The following is a 21136-nucleotide window of genomic DNA, read 5'->3' as shown; positions in this document are numbered from 1 at the left end:
CTGATACAAACATTTTGACAGGATATCTTCAAGATACCAAAAGATATGCTTAGGAATATTGACCCATTTTTTTGTTTTGTGAATATTTATGGACAAACGCCGTCAGCTTTTTCAAAACATCAGGGCTGACATCAGGAAATACACCGTGTCCAAGGTTGAAAATGAAGCTGTCCGATTTCAAACCCTGATCGAGTATTTCCTTCGTTTTCTTCTCAATGACTTCCCATGGCGCAAGCAAAATGGACGGATCCAGGTTGCCCTGCACTGTTTTGGTGATGCCTTTTGATCTGGCTTCATCAATGCCGAGTCTCCAATCGAGCCCGACCACATCAAGTGGAAGGTCATGCCAATCAGCTGCCAAATGGCTCGCACCGACGCCAAACATGATCAGCGGCACATTCTCCTCCGCAAGCTCTGAAAAAATCCGGTTCATTACCGGTTTGATGTATGTTCTGTAATCTGCCTGATTCAGCGCGCCGACCCATGAATCAAAGATTTGAATCGCTTTTGCGCCAGCCTTAATCTGCGCTTTTACGTACACGATAATCATGTCGGCTAGCTTGGACATCAGCAGACTCCATGCATCCGGCATGCTGTACATGAAGGCTTTTGTTTTATTGTAGTTTTTCGACGGGCCGCCTTCAATCATATAGCTGGCCAGCGTAAAAGGCGCACCTGAGAAACCGATGAGAGGGACGTTCAGCTGCTCGTTGACAAGCAGTTTAATCGTCTCAAGCACGTACGGCACGTCCTGTTCTGGATCAATTTGGCCGAGTTTTTCAATGTCCGCCAGAGACCGGATCGGCTGATCAATCACGGGTCCGATCCCGTTTTTGATTTCAACATCCACACCGATTGACGGCAGCGGAGTCATAATATCTTTATAAAGGATTGCAGCATCGACTCCGTATTGCTCAACCGGCAGCCTTGTGACATACGCACAAAGTTCTGGCTGATGTGTGATCTCAAACAATCCGTATTTTTCCTTCAGCTTACGGTATTCCGGCTGTGAGCGCCCTGCTTGTCTCATATACCATACAGGCGTGTGATCCGCTTTTTCTCCCCGTGCAGCTTTTAAAAACGTCTCGTTAAACGTTTCTCGTTTACTCATCTGATTTCCACCTTTCATACTGCAACCATACGTTCGTATTTCTTGACCATTACACTATACCTCGTTTTTGGCAAATGGTATAGAAATGAAGCTTAAAGTTCAAAAAATCGCCGAATTCCATTAAGAGGAAAATAGTTTCGGCTGAACGTATTCGGTTCCTTCCCCTTCTCTTTTTGTCTGCGTATTATAAGGCACAATTTTATAAGAAGCGCCTGAAAACAAGTTGGCATAAGGGATCTCATAGCTTCCCTTTCCTTCAACCGAATCAAGAAGCGTCTCCTTGCCGTCCTTGTTTACATAAATTCTGTATACAGCCCGATCATCCTCTTGGGCATCCCATTTTAATTCAATGGTAAACAGTCCGGCAGCTTTAAATGTGTAATCCGCTTTCAGTGTTTTAACTGGCTCCAGCTCTATCGGGCTTTCCAGTTCTTTGACGTTTTTAGGCTTCGTAAACACAGAGCCGGTTTCTCCTGCCTGTGTCAAAATATCCTTATACAGCCGCGTCGGATACGCGCTGCCGCCTTTTAAATAATGGTTTTGATCCGTTTTGTCATAGCCCATCCAGACTGCCCCGGTTATTTTCGGCGTATAGCCTGCAAACCAGGCGTCCTTTGTCGCGCCAGAGACGCCTGTATAAGACGTTGAACCGGTTTTTCCCGCCAGATCGCCGTGATAGGTGCCGGATGTGGCGGTTCCCCTTTTGACCACCTGCTGCAGCATTCTCGTCATATTCCAGGACGTCTGCTTGCTGAAGACCCGCTTTCCTTCTTCTTTATGATCGGCTATAGCCTCTCCGTCTTCATCTATTATGCTGGAAATAAAATACGGCTCAGTATACGTTCCATTCGCGGCAAACGTATGAAACGCGCCGGCAAGCTGGAGCGGTGAAACGCCTTTTTCCAAGCCGCCTAGAGCAAGAGCAAGGCCTTCATCAGGGATATCCATGCCGTTTGCTTTCAGATAAGATTTTCCTGTTTCGACACCTATCTCATTCAGCGTCCAGACAGCCGGCGCGTTTTTGCTGTATGTAATGGCGTCAGACATGGTCACTTCGCCTTCATACTGGCTGTCATAGTTTTTGGGCGTATAATCTCCGTAGGATTGCAACTCGTCCTTCAATAGAGAATATGGCTTAAATTTCTTTTCCTGCATTGCCGGTCCGTATACAGCAAGCGGCTTAAATGTGGAACCCGGCTGGCGGAGGGCTGTCACTCGGTTATATCCTTTAGATGTGTAATCTCTTCCGCCGATCGCCGCTTCCACACCGCCTGTCTTGTTATTAATAAAAACCGCGCTTCCTTCAGCATTCTGATCAGTTCCGGGATAATAGCTTCCCTCTTTCATCACCTGGTAGGCTGTCTTCTGCAGCTTCGAATCAAGCGGCACCTTAATCGTGTATCCGCCTTGAAGAAGCTGTTCTCCGGAAATCGAGTACTTGTCTTCTGCCTCTTGAATCACAAGATCAATATAGCTGTCAAACCAAGGTGTTTCCGACTGTTTCTTCACGTGCAGCCCGAGTGTCCGGCCCTGCGCGCTGACAGCCTCTTTCGCACTGATAAAGCCTTGGTCATTCATCATCCCGAGAATCGTATCGCGCCGCTCCTTATTTTTATCAGGATGCAAAACAGGAGAATACGTAGAAGGCGCCTTCGGTATAGCGGCCAGAACCGCACCTTCCGATACAGTTAAATCTTTTACTTCTTTATTAAAATAATAGTGAGACGCCGCTTGGATGCCGTATACCCCATGTCCGAAGTAAAGCTGGTTCAAATACATTTCCAGCAGCTTGTCCTTGCTGTAATCCCGTTCAAGGTTGATTGCAATGATCACTTCTTTTGTTTTTCGTAAAAATGTTTTGTCATGCGTCAGAAAAATATTTTTGGCAAGCTGCTGGGTGATCGTGCTTCCGCCTTCCACCTTTCCGCCTGCTAATATATCACGGTATACTGCCCTTCCGACAGATTTTGCATCAATGCCGTGGTGCTCGTAGAATCTTTTATCCTCAACTGCAATAAACGCTTCTCTTACCTGCTTCGGAATCTCATTGATCGAGACCGGCTCGCGATTTTCTGTATACAGGCTTGCAACCTCATTCCCGTTTTGATCTACAATTTTTGAAGAGGCATGAAGAATCAGCTTCTTTTCATCTATAACATAATGTCCGAGAAAAATAATTGAAATATATCCTAGTAAAGCGAGAAAAGCAGTTAACACTAAAATAATGATGGGTATAAAAAGTTTGTTTTTCTTTACCTTAAACATGAACTCACCTCGCCTTTCTAAAGGTAGTATGGGAAAAATTGTTTGGAATTATGTTCGAAGCACTCGCCAATAGAAACTTATACCATTGTTTTGATATACTAGCAAGCAGGAGGTGGCTGATATGAAGGTTTATATTACATATGGGACAGCCGATTTTTTAAAAACGATCGTAAAGAAGCATCCCTCAGAACATATCCTTTTAATGCAGGGGCAGGAAAACGCGATTTTGATCCACGAAACAAACGGGGATACGGTTTTCCAGGCACCACACGCTTATGAAGTCATTGACCAAGCCGGAGAGATAAAGCATCCCGGTTTTGCAGTATTGAACAATATTGCTGTCACTCAGGAAGGGCGTCCGCTGTTTGAAAACAGATTTAAAAACAGAGCGGGAAAAGTCGAAAACCAGCCTGGTTTTGAAGCGATTCGTGTGCTTCGCCCGCTTGACAGTGACACCTATGTCATCCTGACCTTGTGGGAAACCGAAAGAGACTTTCAAGACTGGCAGCAGTCAGATTCATACAAAGAAGCCCACAAAAAACGCGGCACATCTGCCGGAATTGATACAACGTCGATCTTCTCACGGCCTTCTTATGTCACCACATATTTCGCTGTCGAATAGCTGCCGGCATGTCCGGCGGCTTATTTTATTGGGAGGAAAACAAAATGAAATATACTTGTCCAGTATGCGGGTTTAAGGGACTGACTGAACCGGCATATGATAAGCAAGGGGATCATTCTCATGAAATCTGCCCGTGCTGCGGTTTTCAGTTCGGATTTGACGATTACGAGATGTAGCGCGAGGATGGTGCATTTTTCGAGCCATCGGAAAGCATTGCCGGCTACAGAAAAAACTGGCTTGCTGATGGGGGCGTCATTTTTTCTCCTGAATGCTTCCCGGAAACATCAGCAAAAAGCGAACAGAGTGTTACAGCATCGTTTGATTGAACAGCTAAAACAGATCAATGTTCATCTTCCATCATAACCCTGCCTTCTGTCCCGGCACCTTCCGCCCGCCTATGAATAATCTGTAGGAAGCGGAAGGAGTGATAATGATGGAAATCGGGATCTTGCCTGTCCATGTTCTTTATGTCTTTTTTATCGGGGCGATTATCCTATTTATGCTGCTGCGGAAAGATACGACCTTTATTTCCTTATTCGGCATTTTTATCATATCATTGTGGGCCAGCCATTCATTTTCAGCTTCTGTCAGCAGTTTATTCCACAGCTTTATCTACGCGGCTGGCGAACTGCTGCCCACGATTTTCATCATTTGTTTTATCGTTTCGATGAGTGATCTGTTAACAAAAACAGGGATAAATGAGGCCATGATTTCTCCCTTTATACGCCTTGTAAAAGGCCCTATAATCGCCTACTGGCTGATTGGCGGCCTGATGTTCGCCATTTCTCTCTTCTTCTGGCCTTCTCCGGGTGTCGCGTTGATCGGCGCCGTCCTGCTTCCGGCAGCCGCCCGCGCCGGTTTGCCGCCCATTGCCGCCGCCATGGCCATGAACTTATTTGGTCACGGTTTTGCGCTGTCAGGAGACTTTGTCATTCAGGCGGCGCCAAAGCTGACAGCAGATGCAGCAGGCATTCCAGTTGGTGATGTCGTCTCAGCGAGCATTCCCCTTGTCCTGATTATGGGCGTGACCACAACAGCCGCAGCATTTATCATGATTCAGCGCGAACGCAAAAAACAGCTGACTCCAGATTCTTTTTCCCCTTTACTTTCAGGTGAGCAAGACACCTCGCTGTACCTGCCAAAACGGCTGCGGTTCACAATGGCTCTTTTAATTCCGCTTGTCTTTCTTGCTGATATCGCCTGCATGATCTTGTTTAACCTTCAGGGAAATGATGCGACCGCGTTAATCGGCGGGTCTGCAATCTGCATCCTCCTGATCGTTCATTTTCTCGCGCATAAGCAAAAGGGACTCGAAAAAATCACTGGCTATTTTATTGATGGATTCCAGTTCGGCTTTAAGGTTTTCGGCCCCGTCATCCCAATTGCCGCTTTCTTCTACCTTGGCGACTCAGGCTTTGAGAGCATACTGGGCACTTCACTCCCTAAAGGTTCCCACGGCATTGTCAATGATCTTGGCATTGCCTTATCCCATACGCTGCCCATGTCAAAGGAGCTTGCCGCCGTTGCTTTAACTGCCGCTGGCGCCATCACGGGCCTCGATGGCTCGGGGTTTTCAGGCATTTCTCTCGCCGGCTCTATCGCCAAGCTCTTTTCGTCCGCTCTTCATGCAGATCCCGCTGTTCTAACTGCACTCGGACAAATAGCTGCCATTTGGGTGGGCGGAGGAACACTGGTCCCATGGGCGCTGATTCCCGCTGCGGCCATTTGCAAGGTTGATCCTTTTGAGCTTGCCAGAAAAAACTTTATCCCTGTCGTGATTGGCCTTTCAGTAACAACCGTCGCAGCCATGGTTCTGCTTTGAAAACGAGTTGAAATATTCAGACTTTTTCTATACAATCATGGAAAAGCATAGAAAAGGGGGAAGCGGCTTTGTCGATATCTACACTGCAGAAAGAGATAAACAAACAGCTCGACAGCTGTTTTGAAGAAATGGTCGAGATCAGGCGTCATTTTCATATGTATCCTGAGCTCTCGTTTCAAGAAGAAAAAACCGCCGCATTTATTGCTTCCTATTATGAATCATTAGGCGTTCCGATCCGCACGAATGTCGGCGGCAAAGGGGTTTTAGCCTATATAGAAGGAAGCGACCCCGGTCCTACCGTCGCTTTGCGCGCAGACTTTGACGCCCTTCCCATTCAAGATGAAAAAGATGTTCCTTACGCCTCAAGAGTGCCCGGTGTCATGCATGCATGCGGCCATGACGGCCATACAGCAGCTCTTCTTGCAGTGGGAAAGGTTCTCCACCAAAACAGACATGAGCTGAAGGGAACGTTTGTAATGATCCACCAGCATGCAGAAGAATATTATCCAGGAGGCGCAAAGCCGATGATTGATGACGGGTGCCTCGAAAACGCGGATGTGATATTCGGAACCCATCTTTGGGCAACTGAGCCGCTCGGAACCATTTTATGCCGCCCAGGCGCCGTAATGGCGGCGGCGGACCGATTTACGATTAAAGTCCACGGAAAGGGCGGCCACGGCGCTCACCCGCATGATACAAAAGACGCCGTCCTGATCGGCTCGCAAATCGTTTCCTCTTTGCAGCACATTGTCAGCCGCAAAGTCAATCCGATTCAATCCGCCGTCATTTCAACAGGCTCCTTCATCGCCGACAACCCGTTTAATGTCATCGCAGACCAAGCGGCACTCATCGGCACAGCGCGTTCTTTTGATGAAAATGTCCGGGACATTCTGGAGAAAGAAATTGAAGCAGTTGTAAAAGGAGTATGCAGCATGCACGGCGCCTCCTATGAGTACAACTATGAACGGGGTTATCCAGCGGTTGTGAACCATCCTGCAGAAACGAGCCACTTGGTCAGCATCGCTAAAAACACTGAGGGTGTTCAGCAGGTTATTGACGGTGAATCGCAAATGGGCGGCGAGGATTTTGCTTACTACTTACAAAACGTAAAAGGCACTTTTTTCTTTACAGGTGCTGCTCCTGAACAGCCAGAGCGGGTCTATTCCCACCACCATCCGAAATTCGATATCAATGAAAAAGCAATGCTGACAGCGGCCAAGGTTCTTGCGGGCGCTGCGATCACCTATCATTTACTATAAAAAAACAGCCGGAGTGTTTATTCTCCGGCTGTTTCCTTTACTATCCTCAGATGAAAAACGTGTCTGGCCGTCTCTCCAAGCTGAGCTAGCAGCTTATAATTGGCAATTCCTCCGACTGCCGCTCCTATGCCCGGCAAAAGCTGAAAAAGCTTCACGACGTCGATATAATCGCGATATTCCTGCTGGAACACTCTCCAGTCGATGCTCTTTTTCTCCGTCTCCCAATTTTCAATGACAGAAAAAAGCGATTTGCGGCAGTCATCACTCGAAAACGCAAGCTGAAACATAAGCAGCAAGAACATTCTCTCTTGTTTATCCTTCACATCAAAGCCATATATTGAAGATAAAGTAAATAAACACTTCATCTTAATAGAAAGCAGCAGCGGAAAATCGGCAATGCCTAAAAAAATGCCGCCCGCTCCGGTGCCGACTCCCTCAGCAGCTGCCACTTTCTGATAAGAAGCAATTGTTTTTTTCGCCAATTCGTTTTTTTCACTAAGCGACAGTGCACTTGTATCCTTGTTATAGGTGATGATATTGGAGCCTGCCATTGTCGCTTCCACCATTTTTTTCACGCTCTCAGTGACGACTGTATGGATTTTTTCAGGAATCCGCTCATTCACCTTCGTTTGCACACGCTTCGAAAAGCGTTCAAACATGGAATCCTTTCGCAAAAAATGCATTTTCCATTGAAGGGCTTCCTGCATCAGCATCTGGTTGTCTGTCATTTGACTACCCCTTTTCAGTTCACAGCTTTCCATGTTTTTTCAGTCTTGTTGTTATATAAGACGGCAGAACAACAAGAATCAGAACGGCAGAACCGATCAGCGCGTACAGAAAACCTGTCAAGCCGGCAGCGTACGCAGATGCAGCCGACATCAGCAACGCTTGAGTGCTAAGCGCAGTTTTTAATAGGGAGAAATAGCTTTTCAGCTTCGTTTCTTTTTTCACAGGGTAAAGCTCCTGAAGCGCCAGATGGTCAAAGTGGCCGAACAGCGGCAGAAGCTGAACACCCGTAATGAAAATGGTAAACACAGTCAAAACCCCTGCAATCAGCGGGCTTGCCGATACATACATAATAATCAGCGCGAAAATAACCGTTAATCTGACGAGAAGGCCCAAATAATCACTAGAACGCAAGAAGGCGCGGGCAAACATGTACGTAAACGTTTTGCGCTGCTCAAATGGCACGAGCCGCAGCAAAAAGTCAAGATAGGCCCTGCGTTTCGCTTGCTTTCGTAAATGCGGCACATCAGTGAACAGGTTGGCAATCCGATAGAAACGCTGCTTCCGTCTTAATTCGGACTCGATATGGCTTTCCCATTTAAACGTTTTCCGTTTCGCTGCCGAAGACATATACAGATACAGAGCAGCCATAATGACATAGACCACAAGCGCATACATATAAACAGATTGGAATACAAAATAGAGAACGAGCGTATTCGCCGCAAAGCGAATGATAAGATCCATCCGTTTCAAGCTGCGGTCATTCTGGAAGGTTGTACGCCATTCCATTACCTGATTCCACACTTTCAGCAGTAAAAGCTGGACAAAGACTGCCGCATATGATGCAAGCGAAGCCCCAGGTGCGACGGCGAAATAAAGCGGCATCGCAACAAGACTCAGCGCAATCAGCGGAAACAGCTGAGACACATAGCTGTAGACAAACGCCTGCTTCAAGTAAGGCGCCATTTTCGCTTCTAGCGGCAATAAGAAGACAAGGTCAGCCTCCTTCAAAAGCGTCCGCACGTAAGAGCTTGTCAACACGAGCGAAAACAGCACGGCCATCACCCAGAAGGACGGAAAGTGAGCGGGAATGTCCCGGATCCATTTGCTGTACCAGCTTGCAGCGCCCGCGAGAAAAAAGATCAAAACAATGACGAGGTGATCGTTGAGCATATATTTCATGTACGTTCTTGTTTCTTTGATATGCTCCTGCAGCCGCGACTGCCAAATATCAAGCATATTATTCATGGCCAGCGTCTTCCTTTGTAAGCTCAAGATACAGATCATCCAGCGCCGCGTCCTTCATTCCAAACTGCTCTCTGAGCTCGGACAGCGTGCCTCGCGCCCGCACCTCGCCGTTATGTAAAATAATGAACGAATCACAATAGCGTTCTGCCGTTGCCAAAATGTGCGTTGACATCAGCACGCTCGCCCCGGCTTTTTTCGCTTCATTCATCCGCTCAAGCAGCGCGTTAATCGCAAGCGGGTCAAGCCCCAGGAAAGGCTCATCGATAATATAGAGCGCGGGTTCAGCCAAAAATGCGCACATGATCATAACCTTCTGCTTCATTCCTTTGGAAAAATGAGCCGGGAACCACTTCAGCCTCTTCTCCATTCGGAATTCCTTTAAAAGCGGCGGCAGCCTTTTCTCCATCGTTTCTTTTGAGAGGCCGTAAGCCATGGCTGTTAATTCAAGATGCTCCATCAGCGTCAGCTCTTCATATAAAACAGGTGTTTCAGGGATATAGGTGAATTGAGAGCGGTAGCCTTCCGGGTCCTCAGCAAAGGTTTTTCCGTTTAATTCGATTGATCCTTTATGCGGGTCCATCAGCCCGATGACATGTCTGATGGTTGTACTTTTACCTGCACCGTTCAGCCCGATTAGACCTACAATTTGATTCGGTTCAAGGGTGAATGATACGTTTTTCAACACCGGATTTCTTGTATATCCGCCGGTTAAGTCTTTTACCGATAGCAGAGACATAGTTTCTCCCCTTATATTGTTTTTCTTCATAGTACCAAAAACAAGGCCCGATTTGAAACAATTCCCTTTTAACAAATGATGAATTTGCTGTCATAAAGAAACAGGTTTCTGGACATCATAATGGTCGTAGAGGAAAAGCATATCAACTGAAAAATGAGGTGTTTGTCAAAGACGTCTTAGATACAGTTGGATAGAAAATAAACATGTCCAATGCTCAAACATTTCTCTTCACTGAATTGATGAATTCTTCTTATGAAGCAAATTGTCAAATGAGGTGTTTATCGCAGGAATCGTTAAGCATTAACAAGTCTTCATTTTACTGACAAATGAGGTGCTTACCAAAGGCATATCACATTTTCTTTATATAAGCTCTTCCTCTGCATTCAGGGTGAACGCTCGCCGTTCATCCTGTTTTCTATTTTCTGCATTTCTGTGGTACGATGAGTGTATACATACCAAACAATTTCATAAGGAGGAACCCTCATGCATAGTGCAGAGAATTGTATCTTTTGTAAAATTATTGCCGGCGACATTCCATCCGCAAAGGTGTATGAAGATGAACACGTGCTGGCCTTCCTTGATATCAGCCAAGTGACAAAGGGACACACACTTGTCATTCCAAAAACACATATCGAAAATGTGTATGAATTTACGGATGAATTAGCAAAACAATATTTTCACGCTGTTCCGAAAATCGCCCGCGCGATCCGGGATGAATTTGAACCGATCGGCTTAAATACGCTGAACAATAATGGCGAAAAAGCAGGACAATCTGTTTTCCATTACCATATGCATATTATCCCGCGCTACGGAAAAGGAGACGGATTCGGAGCAGTTTGGAAAACGCATGCTGATGATTACAAACCAGAGGATCTTCAAAACATTTCTTCCTCTATCGCAAAACGCCTGGCCTCATCATAAGATGAGGTTTTTTTATTTGTGAACATTTCGCCAATATCCGTCAATTTCTTTTGATAATTCAAATTTTTTATCAAAAAAACTGAATTTTTGTGATAGGATAATTGTATTATTTTATACATTAACGTGGAAAACAGGGAGAGATCATGATGGAACGTACAACGAATTTTAATGCAGGTCCTGCAGCGCTGCCATTGGAAGTTCTGCAAAAAGCACAGAAAGAATTTATTGATTTTAACGAATCCGGCATGTCTGTTATGGAGCTTTCCCACCGCAGCAAAGAGTATGAAGCGGTGCATCAAAAAGCGAAAAGCCTATTAATTGAACTGATGGGCATTCCGGAAGATTACGATATTTTGTTTCTTCAAGGCGGGGCAAGCCTTCAATTCTCAATGCTTCCGATGAACTTTTTAACACCTGAAAAAACCGCGCATTTTGTCATGACCGGAGCCTGGTCTGAAAAAGCACTGGCAGAAACGAAACTATTCGGAAATACGTCTATCACTGCTACAAGTGAAGCAGACAATTACAGCTTTATTCCGGAGGTTGACCTCTCGGATGTAAAAGACGGTGCGTATTTACATATCACATCCAACAATACGATTTTCGGCACACAGTGGCAGGAATTCCCGAATTCCCCTATTCCGCTCGTTGCTGACATGTCCAGCGATATTTTGAGCAGAAAGATCGATGTATCCAAGTTTGACGTGATCTACGGAGGCGCCCAAAAGAACCTCGGCCCTTCCGGCGTGACAGTTGTCATCATGAAAAAAACTTGGCTGCAGAATGAAAATGCGAACGTTCCAAAAATCCTGAAATATTCAACGCATGTCAAAGCGGACTCACTTTATAACACTCCGCCGACATTTGCGATTTATATGCTGAGCCTTGTTCTGGAATGGCTGAAAGAAAACGGCGGTGTAGAAGCTGCAGAACAGCGCAATGAGCAAAAAGCGCAAGTTCTATACAGCTGCATTGATGAAAGCAATGGATTCTATAAAGGGCATGCCAGAAAGGACAGCCGCTCACGCATGAATGTTACCTTTACGCTTCGTGATGACGAATTAACAAAAACATTCGTTCAAGAAGCAAAAGAAGCAAAAATGGTAGGTCTTGGCGGACACCGTTCAGTGGGAGGCTGCCGCGCTTCTATTTATAATGCGGTGTCTCTCGAAGACTGTGAAAAATTAGCTGCGTTCATGAAGAAATTCCAGCAAGAAAATGAGTAAAAAGTCTGGCTATGCAAACGGTCCGTTTGGTATACTGTTTGCATATACATTCTTTAAGCCTTCGCAATAAATGACGAGCATATTATTGGGGGGCAAAAAGCTTAGCAGAGGAGAGCATAGATATGAAAACAAAAGAGTTAGTCATTATGGCTCTGTTTGCCGCAATCGGCGCAGCGCTTCATTCCATTATTCCGCCCTTTTTAGGCGGCATGAAACCAGATATGATGCTGATCATGATGTTCATGGGGATCCTGCTGTTCCCGCGGGTGCAAAACGTACTCGTCATCGGGATTGTGACCGGAATCATCTCCGCGCTTACAACCGCATTCCCAGCCGGACAGATTCCTAACATCATCGATAAACCTGTATCAGCGTTTCTGTTCTTCACCCTGTTCCTTTTGTTCAGAAAGAGCCAGAAAACAGGTGCAGCTGCAGTGCTGACAGCGATCGGAACTATCTTATCGGGAATTGTATTTTTATCTTCAGCTTTATTGATCGTCGGTTTGCCTGGCGGTTTCATCGCATTGTTCGCGGCAGTTGTTCTGCCTGCTACTGTGCTGAATACCATCGCCATGATCATTATGTATCCGATTATACAAACGATTTTAAGACGTTCGAGCTTTTTGGAAGCTGTTAAATAATTATCACCCAAAACCTCTTCCGCTTCCGGGAGAGGTTTTTTGACAAAGAGCCCGCAGCATGCCAGCATGTTTTAAGCGAAGAGTTTCGTGAAAAAGATAAGGCATAGTGTAAAGGCGGTTCCGGTTGAACAAACAAGCGCTTTTTGCCGGATGACCTTCTTGGGCGGATAAGAAGCAGCCTGGCTGAGAAGTCTGATATAGTAAACAGCGCCTGAAGCGAAGACAAGTGTGATGCAGGATAACACAATCATAAAGACAGACAACCTTCTCCCTCCTTTTCACTTAAAAAATATGCTAAAATAAAGCAAGCTATGTATAGAAGTTCAGGCTTTCAACAAAAATGAAAAATACTGAATGAATCCTATTTTCAAGAAAAAGACGGGGTGATTGTAATGGCGGACGGACGTTCTCTATTAACAGGACTATTCGTAGGCGGCATCATCGGAGGAGCAGCAGTTCTTCTATCTGCACCTTCCTCAGGAAAGCAGCTGCGTGAAAAAATGAAAACCAATTATGATTCTTTCGAAGAAACGATCAAACGCTTAAAATCAGACGGGCTTGCGTTAAAAGACCAGCTGATCAAAGCGGCAAAAGAAAGTACAGACGCCATTAAAGACGTAAGCGGCGAGCTCCAAACGTCAATTAAAAAATGGCAGGAAGAGATCAAGCCTCACCAGCAGGATTTGCAAAAAGAAATCGCTGATATTGAAGAGAAGATCAGACAGCTGGAGAAAACCTTACAAAACTAATATCCTATTCAAAAGAAAAAAATGCGGTCCAAACTGGGACCCGCATTTTTTTTTGCCGAAAAAGCCTCTCACCGCAATGGTTTGTGAATTTATTAAAAAATTCTTACATTTTCATCTTTATTAATCTTTATTTTATTGGCATAATAGAGAAAAAGAAAAAGAGAAGCAGGTGACGTAATGAATCGAGTGGAACCGCCCTATGATGTGAAAGAGGCTCTGGTCTTCACCCAGAAAATGGCTCAGCTTAGCAAGGCTCTTTGGAAATCGATCGAGAAGGATTGGCAGCAGTGGCTCAAACCGTATGACCTGAATATCAATGAGCATCATATTTTATGGATTGCGTATCAACTGAATGGAGCTTCCATTTCTGAAATCGCTAAATTCGGAGTCATGCACGTATCAACCGCATTCAACTTTTCAAAAAAGCTGGAAGAACGAGGATATTTAAGGTTCTCCAAACGGCTGAATGATAAACGGAACACATACGTTCAATTAACTGAGGAAGGCACCGAGGTTTTCTGGAGCTTGCTTGAGGAATTTGATCCAACTCGCAACGCGGTTTTTAAAGGGTCACAGCCTTTGTATCATTTATTCGGAAAATTTCCTGAAGTGGCAGAAATGATGTGTATGATACGCCATATCTACGGCGATGATTTTATGGAAATTTTCGAAACGTCACTCACCAATATTGACAATGACTTTGAAAGCGTAAACGGAAAGCTGAAGAAAAAAGCAAAGAACAGTACTGCGGATGAACCGGCAGAAGAGCTCGAACCTGTAAACAGCTAATCAAAATGCTTCATGATATCAATAAACACTTCCATCAGTTCTTGATAAAGCCCCTGCTCATACAGGGCAAAAATCGTTTCGTGAACATCTAATTTTTCATTCAGCTGTCCGGCAAAAAGCGCAAGGAGCTTATCGAAAGTTACAAATCCTTGCGCTTTTTGTGTTGCCAGCTCTTCCGACAATTCATCGCATATCCTCATAACCTCTTCCCCTTCCTCCTTGCTCAGTCCTTTATCAATGAGAAGCGCATAGAAGGGGTACCTGTCCATATCTACTGTTTTCACTAATAATTGTATGTAATATTCTAATCGCTCAATGCGATGATCCATCGAATCCATCCACACCACTTCTTTCTATCTTTAATCTTATTTTAGCTGATATTTCACTGAGAAGAAAGTTCTAACCCCATATTTTGCAGTTTGTTTGCTTGTTTCAAAAAATACCTGCCGGATGATATTTTTTCTTAAAAAGCATTGATTTTTTCTCTTGGGAGGAGTAAATTATTTTGAGATTCTATTCAAGATGCATGGAAGGATGACTTTGATGAATTGCTGGAAGACCATAAATCTCATGAAGGATTATGGCGCCGTTCGCATAATATTAACTGCTGTATGTTTTATGATTTTGGTTTTTATATCTACCTTTTTAGCATTTGAGCTGCTGCGGCCTGGCACAAGCTTAAGCGATGAATACGTACCCTTATTCGGCGGTTTGCTCGTCGTTATTTTATTTGTACATAAAGTCATCCATGTCCTGCCAATCATCTGCAAAAAAAGAAAAATAGAAAAAAAGGTTTACATATTGCGCATGCGCTCATGGAAACGGATACCAAAAACGACAATGCTGATTTCGCTCGTAAGCCCGTTTTTGCTGATTACGCCTGTACTGTTTTACGCGGCGCTGGCATTTCCAAATCACGCCCATTATTTCTGCATGATTTCGGGCATACATGCCGGCTATTGTCTGCCTGACTTCTTGCTGGCTCTCAAGCTGATACAAGCGCCGAAAGCCTGTTTTATAGATCAGGAAGCAGATGGCTTGGATATTCTTGTAGAAAAGTAGCCAGACCTCGATTTTTGAATTTGCATTCTATCTTTTTTAATAAATATTTGGTAATGTAATATGGGACAGTTCAGAGAGAGGGGGAATCTCCCATCATTTTATTCTATTTTATCGTGGCTGCCATGTTTATTTTATACTTCATAAACAGGCTCACCAATACATTATGCCTTGTCAGAGAGATTCCTGAAGAGCGGCAGGATAAGGTATTTCGATTTATTAATGTATCTATATTAATTTTACTGATCTCTTCGTTTGTGGAGATCTCCTTTACTGTGTAAATATGAAAAAAGCATAGCTGCTGTTTCAGCAGCTATGCTTTTTTGTTTGATTAGTACAGCCAAGAAGCGCCGATGATAATCAATAAAATGAACAAAACAACCAATAAAGCGAAACCGCCTGCAAATACTTCACCCATCTTAAAAAGCACCTCCTGTAAAAAGCTTTATTTACCAATTACATCTTATGCAATTCATGATTGAAACGATTAGGCGCTTGTGTAAATAAAGGATCGCTTATCGTGCAAGCGATCCCCGGGCTGCTTAGTAGATGTAAGCTGCACCTACGATGATAAGCAAAATGAACAGTACTACGAGCAACGCGAATCCGTTAGAGTATCCTCCGCTCATGTTACATACCTCCTTTTCTTGATCAATATATAAGTATGTCGCCAGCAAAAGTTTGACTAGACGAATGCCCTTTATTTAAAATCTTTTTACAGAAAGCCACAATATGTTATGATACGCATAGGTAATTTAATTTGGAATGATTAGGAGTGTTTGAAAACAATGAAGAAAATCGCAATAGCAGCTATCACTGCTACAAGCATCCTCGCTCTCAGTGCTTGCAGCAGCGGCGACAAAGAAGTCATCGCAAAAACAGACGCAGGCGATGTGACGAAAGGCGAGCTTTACACAAACATGAAGAAAACAGCTGGTGCAAGTGTGTTGACACAGCTGGTGCAAGAAAAAGTATTAGACAAGAAATATAAAGTTACAGATAAAGAAATTGACAACAAGCTGAAAGATTACAAAACACAGCTTGGCGATCAATATACTGCCCTTGAAGACCAATACGGAAAAGATTACCTCAAAGAGCAAGTAAAATATGAATTGCTGACACAAAAAGCGGCTAAAGATAACATCAAAGTAACAGATGCCGATATCAAAGAGTACTGGGAAGGCTTAAAAGGCAAAATCCGTGCAAGCCACATCCTTGTTGCTGATAAAAAGACAGCTGAAGAAGTAGAGAAAAAGCTGAAAAAAGGCGAGAAATTTGAAGACCTTGCGAAAGAATACTCAACAGACAGCTCTGCTTCACAAGGCGGCGACCTTGGCTGGTTCGCAAAAGAAGGCCAAATGGACGAAACGTTCAGTAAAGCTGCATTTAAATTAAAAACAGGTGAAGTCAGTGATCCTGTCAAAACACAATACGGCTACCACATCATCAAAAAGACAGAAGAACGCGGCAAATACGAAGATATGAAAAAAGAGCTGAAATCTGAAGTGCTTGAACAAAAACTTAATGACAGCACAGCTGTTCAGGAAGCTGTTCAAAAAGTCATGAAAAAAGCTGACATTGAAGTGAAGGATAAAGACCTGAAAGACACATTTAATACATCTTCAACAAACAGCAGCACCTCTTCATCTTCAAGCAATTCTAAATAATAATAAAAAAAGCTGTGCACGCTCATTGAGCTGCACAGCTTTTTTTATGCGATGGAATGGTTTGGATTTTCTTCGTCATGCTGCTGGGAACTGCGGCGTTCTCTCTCCTTTTCCATCCTCTCTATATAAATCTGCCCCTCTTTTTCAATAAAGGACTGGTCTACTTTTTCTTCCTCTTTGGCTGCCGCCACAAGTTTATATGCGCTGAAAATGATGCCTACAATACAAAGATACACCCACCATGGAAAAAATAACACGGGCTCCTCCCCCTTTTGCATAGATTCTTTATTCTTAACCATATGCGGGAGTGAGACGAGTTATGAGCGGCAATAACGCATAAAAAAGGACTGAGCTGAATGTTTCAGCATCAGTCCTTTTTTGATTATTTATGAAAAGTCGGTTTATAAAAGGAACGGTTTTCCAGTGCAAATACACGTTCAGTGTATTCGCCCGGTTTCACGCGCTCAAGCGCTCTGTCCATCATATTCATTTTGGCATCCAGGTTGTCTATATAATGTAAAATTTCCGCTTCCTTCACCATCGGGGGTTTTGGGCTGCCCCATTCTGCTTTGCCGTGATGACTTAAAATCAAATGCTGAAGAATTAACACCTCTTCTGAATCGATTTGAAGCTCCTCAGCCGCTTTTGACAGCTCTGTGACCATAATCGAAATATGGCCGAGCAAATTGCCTTCGACCGTATATGAAGTGGAAACAGGGCCCGACAGTTCTTTCACTTTTCCGAGATCATGCAGGATAACACCGGCATAAAGCAGATCACGATCAAGAGACGGATATAAATCTGCAATGGCTTTTGCCAGATTCAGCATAGAGACAACATGATACGCTAAACCTGAGACAAACTCATGGTGGTTTTTCGTCGCTGCCGGATAATCCATAAATTCAGCTTCGTGTTTTTTGACTAAAAACCTTGTTATCCGTTGGATATTTGGGTTTTTCATTTCAAATATATATTGAGTGATGGTGTCCATCATTTCATTTTTCGGAATCGGCGCGGTTTCTAAAAAATCATCAATATTGACGTTTTCATGTTCGCTTACCGGCCTGATATTTCTCAGCTTCAGCTGGGTGCGCCCACGGTAATGGTGGACATCCCCTACGACCTTCACAATTGTTTGCGGCGCATAGGTCAGTTCATCACTTTGCTTGGCATCCCACAGCTTTGCTTCAATATCACCTGACTGGTCTTGCAGCATCAGCGTTAAAAACGGTTTTCCATTGCTTGCAATCCCTTTCGTCGAGGATTTAATCAATAGATATTGGTCCACCTGTTCGCCAACCTCATGTAGCATAATCCCTTTAGCCATTCTATTAAAGCTCCCTCCGTATCTTACATAATACCAGTATATCACATACCGATTTACAGCTATAGAACCTCTTTTATGACACCAAATGGATGATTTGGCTGTTTTGAAATGCATCTTTTACATGGTCATGGCATGTAAAATACAAAATCTGTCGTCCGCCTTCAGATAAATCATAAAGAACGTCTAATACGCGTTTCAGCCTGGCCTGATCAAAGTGAACAAAGCTGTCGTCAAGCTGGAACGGAAGCCTGGCCCCATCCTGACGCGTAACGGCCAGAGCAAACCGGATCGCTGTATACAGCTGCTCGCACGTCCCTTGTGACAGTTCTTCGGCATGATAGACAGTTCCATCACCGTTCATGACCATAATGGAATCATCCGTTTCAGAGAAATAAATCGTTTGATAGCTTCCGTCAGTCAGCGGGCGGAAAAATTCTCCGGCTGTCTCCAAAAGGCGGGGAAGCTCGACTTTCTTATGCCGCTCCAATTTGTTTCTGATCACCTGTTTAATCATTTGTATGGAGGCCCATTTTTTAGCGGTCTCTTTCACACGCTCTTTTTGCATTTCGGTTTGAAGCTTGAGGTCTGAGACCAGCCCAGAAGCCTCTAATTGTTCCTGTTTGACCAAGAGCAATGCGATTTGGCTGCGAAGCTGTTCGATCTCCTCAGTCAGCCGCTCTTTTCTTTCATTCTCAATGAATTGCCGGTTTTTCAATTCAGAAAGCGTATTGGCCCCCGCCAGTTCAAGTTCCTCTGGGTGTCCGCCTTGCAGCTGTGCGTTTACGTGATAACGTTTGTTCTCCGTATCCTTCAATTCCCTGCTGATGTCTGCCATAGCGCAAAATTCATTTCTGTCTTTTACAGCTGCTACGGCATATAGCTGTTCGATCTGTGCGTGGAAATACTGTATTTCTTGTTCCAGCTCCAGCATCTGTTCCTTTGTATAATGAATATCTGTTTCAATTTCCTTTTTTTGCTTCTCGATTTCTTTTTCTCGTTCAACGCTTTTCCGCAATGTGTGAAGGGCATCCGAGATGGAGATGTCCTGGCTCTGGTTCACAGGATGAAGCATGCTGACGCGTTCTTCGAATGCTCTCCGGTGCTTTCTCAGCCTGCCTGCTTCAATGGTCAGCTCGTGCTTTTTATTCACTTCTTTTTTGACATCCTTCATTAAGCTGTATGCATCAAGCAAAAAAGACGGATCTTCCTTGAATCCGAGCTCCTTCATAAAATGCTCAACCTGAGCAAAGGACGGAGCCATATCGGTTTCCCACTGTTCAAATTGCTGGATGACCCTTTCATACGCCGCCTCTTTTTGCTGCAGCACCGCCCGCTGTGTGATGAGATGCTGTTTATTGCGGTCATCCTCCCATAGCGCTTCTCGCAGCGCTTCGGCTTCTGCCGGCGAAATATCCGTCATTGGCAGTCTCGCCTCCCGGTTTCGGGAAGACGGTGCTTTTTTCCCTGCGGCAACCCAATACACGATAAGGGCTGCGCCGATACATATGGCGGGAATCCATTGCTGCAGCAGCAGAAAGAGAACGATGAACAACATGCCGGCTGACATCACAGCCTTTTTCTGTTTAGCCTGCTGCCTTTCAAAAAACTTCAGCTGTTCTCTCAGCTTCGTTTGCTCCTGATGCTGCCCCTGTGCTTCATCATATGCTTTAAGAGCCGCTTCTTTATCTTTTCTTTGGCTGTTTTCAAGGATGGCAGACGAAGCGGCACGAACGGCCTTTTCTGTGTCTTCCAGCTCCTGCCGGGCAATTTCAAATGTCTCATCGAGCTGCCGTTTTCTGTCCCTGGCCTGCACGTACTGCTGTACCGCCTGCTGAAGCTTCCATTCATAGTCATATGACGTGTTCATCTTCAGGAGTTCATTTTCATCCGTTTTATTGAGCTGTTCCAGCCCTGCCGCTGCCTGTGCAGACGACTGGCGCAGCTGTGCCTGAATGGCAACGAGCTGTTCTCCGTAGGATTGATACATATGAAACCCTGCCGAAAGCTCTTGTATCAGCGTTTCTCTCGCCAATATGTCTCTATCCGGGTTAAGCTTTTGCATCTGCTTGTCCAGTTCAGCCATCTTCACCCGAAGCGCCTCAAGCTGTGCTGATTTCGGATGAAGATGAGATTCGTATTTTTCCAGCTGATGCAGCCCGTCAGCCGGAAATTGTCTTGCTTGTTCCGGATATTGAGCAATCGCCTGTTCCAGCGTCGCTTTTTCATTTAGCAGCGGCTTCAGCTCAATCGCTCCCTCAATCATTCGGATATGTCCGGCCGCCTCTTTCAATTCGGTTTCGGCGGCTTCAAGACGGGCTTCAAGCGTTCTTTTTTCCTCAAGAAGCTGATGATAGCCCGCTTCCTCTGCCTCAGCCTGCTTCAGCTTCGCTGCCAGCTGCTTCAGCGTTTCCAGCTCCTGATTCAATTGGGGGTTTCGCCCGTTTGGTTTATAGAGCCTTTCGCTTTCCTTGGCCAGCCTTGAATCAAGCTTAGAGACGGCTTCAGCGCCAAACAAGCTGGAAAACAGCAGAAACTCCCCAATCTTGTCCCGATTAAAGGCGTGAATTTCCTGAAGCCCAAATACGTCAAACGAATAAATGGCTTTATAAAGCGCCCTGTCCGTGCCTTGGAACAGCTGCTTTAAAAAATCTCCATGCTTCACTTCGCCCTTTTCGGTGTACACTCTCAGCTTCTCGGCAGTCCCTTTCGTCCGTTCGATCTTCACAACCCCATACTCAGGATGTTCGGCTTCAAGAACACCGCCGTAGACACCGCCTGTTTTCGGTTCATATTTTTTCGTTTTTGGAAAACCGAACAGCATGCTTTCAATAAAGGACATCATCGTCGTTTTTCCTGCCTCATTTAATCCGTAGATTAATTGGACAGGTGAGGCGGAGAAGTGAAAGGTCTGATTGGAAAATTTCCCATAGTGGTAAATGTGTAAAGATTTAATTCGCAAAGCTTTCAC

Annotated in this window: 22 protein-coding genes and 1 pseudogene; 11 read left to right on the top strand and 12 right to left on the bottom strand. The window is 44.7% G+C overall.

Features of this window, described 5'->3' with window-relative positions; genetic code table 11:
• Positions 1-49: 49 nt before the first annotated feature.
• Together hemE and MOB98_RS02525 are read right to left on the bottom strand one after the other, a co-directional pair.
• Positions 50-1111 carry a uroporphyrinogen decarboxylase gene (gene hemE / locus MOB98_RS02530; protein ID WP_268367230.1) on the bottom strand — a complete coding sequence of 354 codons (1062 nt, stop codon included), beginning with the start codon at positions 1109-1111 and terminating at the stop codon, positions 50-52.
• 120 nt (positions 1112-1231) lie between these two features.
• A complete protein-coding gene (locus MOB98_RS02525; RefSeq protein ID WP_268367229.1) occupies positions 1232-3376 on the bottom strand; it encodes a transglycosylase domain-containing protein in 2145 nt (714 codons plus the stop codon).
• A gap of 121 nt (positions 3377-3497) precedes the next feature.
• Here MOB98_RS02525 and hmoB point away from each other — a divergent pair, with 121 nt between their 5' ends.
• The 4 genes and pseudogenes from hmoB (at position 3498) to sndC (ending at position 7079) form a co-directional block, all read left to right on the top strand.
• On the top strand, positions 3498-3998 hold the full coding sequence (gene hmoB, locus MOB98_RS02520; RefSeq protein WP_268362623.1) for a heme-degrading oxygenase HmoB: 501 nt from the start codon (positions 3498-3500) through the stop codon (positions 3996-3998).
• A gap of 44 nt (positions 3999-4042) precedes the next feature.
• A pseudogene (locus MOB98_RS02515) lies at positions 4043-4361 on the top strand (hypothetical protein).
• A gap of 67 nt (positions 4362-4428) precedes the next feature.
• Positions 4429-5820, top strand: coding sequence for a hypothetical protein (locus tag MOB98_RS02510; protein ID WP_268362634.1), 1392 nt, complete (start codon positions 4429-4431; stop codon positions 5818-5820).
• A 68-nt stretch (positions 5821-5888) separates the two neighbouring features.
• Positions 5889-7079 (top strand): N-acetyl amino acid acetylase SndC, encoded by a 1191-nt coding sequence (gene sndC / locus MOB98_RS02505; RefSeq protein WP_268362625.1) that lies wholly within the window; start codon positions 5889-5891, stop codon positions 7077-7079.
• A gap of 17 nt (positions 7080-7096) precedes the next feature.
• On the opposite strand, the gene MOB98_RS02500 is transcribed toward sndC, so the two are convergent.
• The 3 genes from MOB98_RS02500 to ecsA are packed head-to-tail and all read right to left on the bottom strand — an operon-like array spanning position 7097 to position 9789.
• Positions 7097-7807 carry an EcsC family protein gene (locus MOB98_RS02500; protein WP_268362627.1) on the bottom strand — a complete coding sequence of 237 codons (711 nt, stop codon included), beginning with the start codon at positions 7805-7807 and terminating at the stop codon, positions 7097-7099.
• Between the two features lie 19 nt (positions 7808-7826).
• A complete protein-coding gene (gene ecsB, locus MOB98_RS02495) occupies positions 7827-9053 on the bottom strand; it encodes an ABC transporter permease EcsB (RefSeq protein ID WP_268362628.1) in 1227 nt (408 codons plus the stop codon).
• Positions 9046-9789, bottom strand: a complete 744-nt coding sequence (gene ecsA / locus MOB98_RS02490; RefSeq protein ID WP_268362631.1) for an ABC transporter ATP-binding protein EcsA — start codon at positions 9787-9789, stop codon at positions 9046-9048. Before ecsA ends, ecsB begins: the two co-directional genes overlap by 8 nt.
• 483 nt (positions 9790-10272) lie before the next feature.
• Here ecsA and MOB98_RS02485 point away from each other — a divergent pair, with 483 nt between their 5' ends.
• The 3 genes from MOB98_RS02485 to trpP all read left to right on the top strand — a co-directional run bounded on the left by MOB98_RS02485 (position 10273) and on the right by trpP (position 12577).
• On the top strand, positions 10273-10710 hold the full coding sequence (locus tag MOB98_RS02485; RefSeq protein WP_003239494.1) for an HIT family protein: 438 nt from the start codon (positions 10273-10275) through the stop codon (positions 10708-10710).
• A gap of 146 nt (positions 10711-10856) precedes the next feature.
• Positions 10857-11936, top strand: a complete 1080-nt coding sequence (gene serC / locus MOB98_RS02480) for a 3-phosphoserine/phosphohydroxythreonine transaminase (RefSeq protein WP_268361882.1) — start codon at positions 10857-10859, stop codon at positions 11934-11936.
• Positions 11937-12058: 122 nt separating this feature from the next.
• The gene (gene trpP / locus MOB98_RS02475) at positions 12059-12577 is read left to right on the top strand and encodes a tryptophan transporter TrpP (RefSeq protein ID WP_268361884.1); all 519 of its coding nucleotides are present in this window, start codon (positions 12059-12061) and stop codon (positions 12575-12577) included.
• Positions 12578-12648: 71 nt separating this feature from the next.
• On the opposite strand, the gene MOB98_RS02470 is transcribed toward trpP, so the two are convergent.
• Positions 12649-12840, bottom strand: coding sequence for a hypothetical protein (locus tag MOB98_RS02470; RefSeq protein ID WP_079288669.1), 192 nt, complete (start codon positions 12838-12840; stop codon positions 12649-12651).
• 129 nt (positions 12841-12969) lie between these two features.
• Here MOB98_RS02470 and MOB98_RS02465 point away from each other — a divergent pair, with 129 nt between their 5' ends.
• Positions 12970-13326, top strand: a complete 357-nt coding sequence (locus MOB98_RS02465; protein WP_268361887.1) for a YtxH domain-containing protein — start codon at positions 12970-12972, stop codon at positions 13324-13326.
• A gap of 177 nt (positions 13327-13503) precedes the next feature.
• Complete coding sequence (locus tag MOB98_RS02460; RefSeq protein WP_268361890.1) at positions 13504-14115, top strand: HTH-type transcriptional regulator Hpr; 612 nt, start codon at positions 13504-13506, stop codon at positions 14113-14115.
• Here MOB98_RS02460 and MOB98_RS02455 read toward each other — a convergent pair.
• The gene (locus MOB98_RS02455; RefSeq protein ID WP_003239502.1) at positions 14112-14453 is read right to left on the bottom strand and encodes a YhaI family protein; all 342 of its coding nucleotides are present in this window, start codon (positions 14451-14453) and stop codon (positions 14112-14114) included. The two genes, MOB98_RS02460 and MOB98_RS02455, sit on opposite strands and share 4 nt — an antisense overlap.
• 205 nt (positions 14454-14658) lie before the next feature.
• Between MOB98_RS02455 and MOB98_RS02450 the strand changes: the two genes are divergently transcribed.
• A complete protein-coding gene (locus MOB98_RS02450; protein ID WP_268361893.1) occupies positions 14659-15177 on the top strand; it encodes a DUF3267 domain-containing protein in 519 nt (172 codons plus the stop codon).
• A 328-nt stretch (positions 15178-15505) separates the two neighbouring features.
• On the opposite strand, the gene yhzE2 is transcribed toward MOB98_RS02450, so the two are convergent.
• Together yhzE2 and yhzE1 are read right to left on the bottom strand one after the other, a co-directional pair.
• Positions 15506-15592: a sporulation protein YhzE2 gene (yhzE2, locus tag MOB98_RS02445; RefSeq protein ID WP_003155248.1), complete on the bottom strand. Its 87-nt coding sequence runs from the start codon at positions 15590-15592 to the stop codon at positions 15506-15508.
• 124 nt (positions 15593-15716) lie between these two features.
• Positions 15717-15803: a sporulation protein YhzE1 gene (gene yhzE1 / locus MOB98_RS02440; protein ID WP_003327753.1), complete on the bottom strand. Its 87-nt coding sequence runs from the start codon at positions 15801-15803 to the stop codon at positions 15717-15719.
• A gap of 159 nt (positions 15804-15962) precedes the next feature.
• On the opposite strand from yhzE1, the gene prsA reads away from it, so the two are divergent.
• Positions 15963-16841 (top strand): peptidylprolyl isomerase PrsA, encoded by an 879-nt coding sequence (gene prsA / locus MOB98_RS02435; protein WP_268362800.1) that lies wholly within the window; start codon positions 15963-15965, stop codon positions 16839-16841.
• A gap of 44 nt (positions 16842-16885) precedes the next feature.
• Here the strand turns inward: prsA and yhaL are convergent, their stop codons facing one another.
• The 3 genes from yhaL to MOB98_RS02420 all read right to left on the bottom strand — a co-directional run bounded on the left by yhaL (position 16886) and on the right by MOB98_RS02420 (position 21136).
• On the bottom strand, positions 16886-17098 hold the full coding sequence (gene yhaL, locus MOB98_RS02430; protein ID WP_061188284.1) for a sporulation protein YhaL: 213 nt from the start codon (positions 17096-17098) through the stop codon (positions 16886-16888).
• A 125-nt stretch (positions 17099-17223) separates the two neighbouring features.
• Positions 17224-18168 carry a 3'-5' exoribonuclease YhaM gene (yhaM, locus tag MOB98_RS02425; RefSeq protein ID WP_268362798.1) on the bottom strand — a complete coding sequence of 315 codons (945 nt, stop codon included), beginning with the start codon at positions 18166-18168 and terminating at the stop codon, positions 17224-17226.
• A 73-nt stretch (positions 18169-18241) separates the two neighbouring features.
• Positions 18242-21136: an ATP-binding protein gene (locus tag MOB98_RS02420; RefSeq protein WP_268367228.1), complete on the bottom strand. Its 2895-nt coding sequence runs from the start codon at positions 21134-21136 to the stop codon at positions 18242-18244.

The organism is Bacillus sp. N13C7 (assembly GCF_026790065.1).
GTDB lineage: Bacteria > Bacillota > Bacilli > Bacillales > Bacillaceae > Bacillus.
Note: the sequence above shows the minus strand (reverse complement) of the source record. Positions and strands in the feature narration are given on the sequence as shown.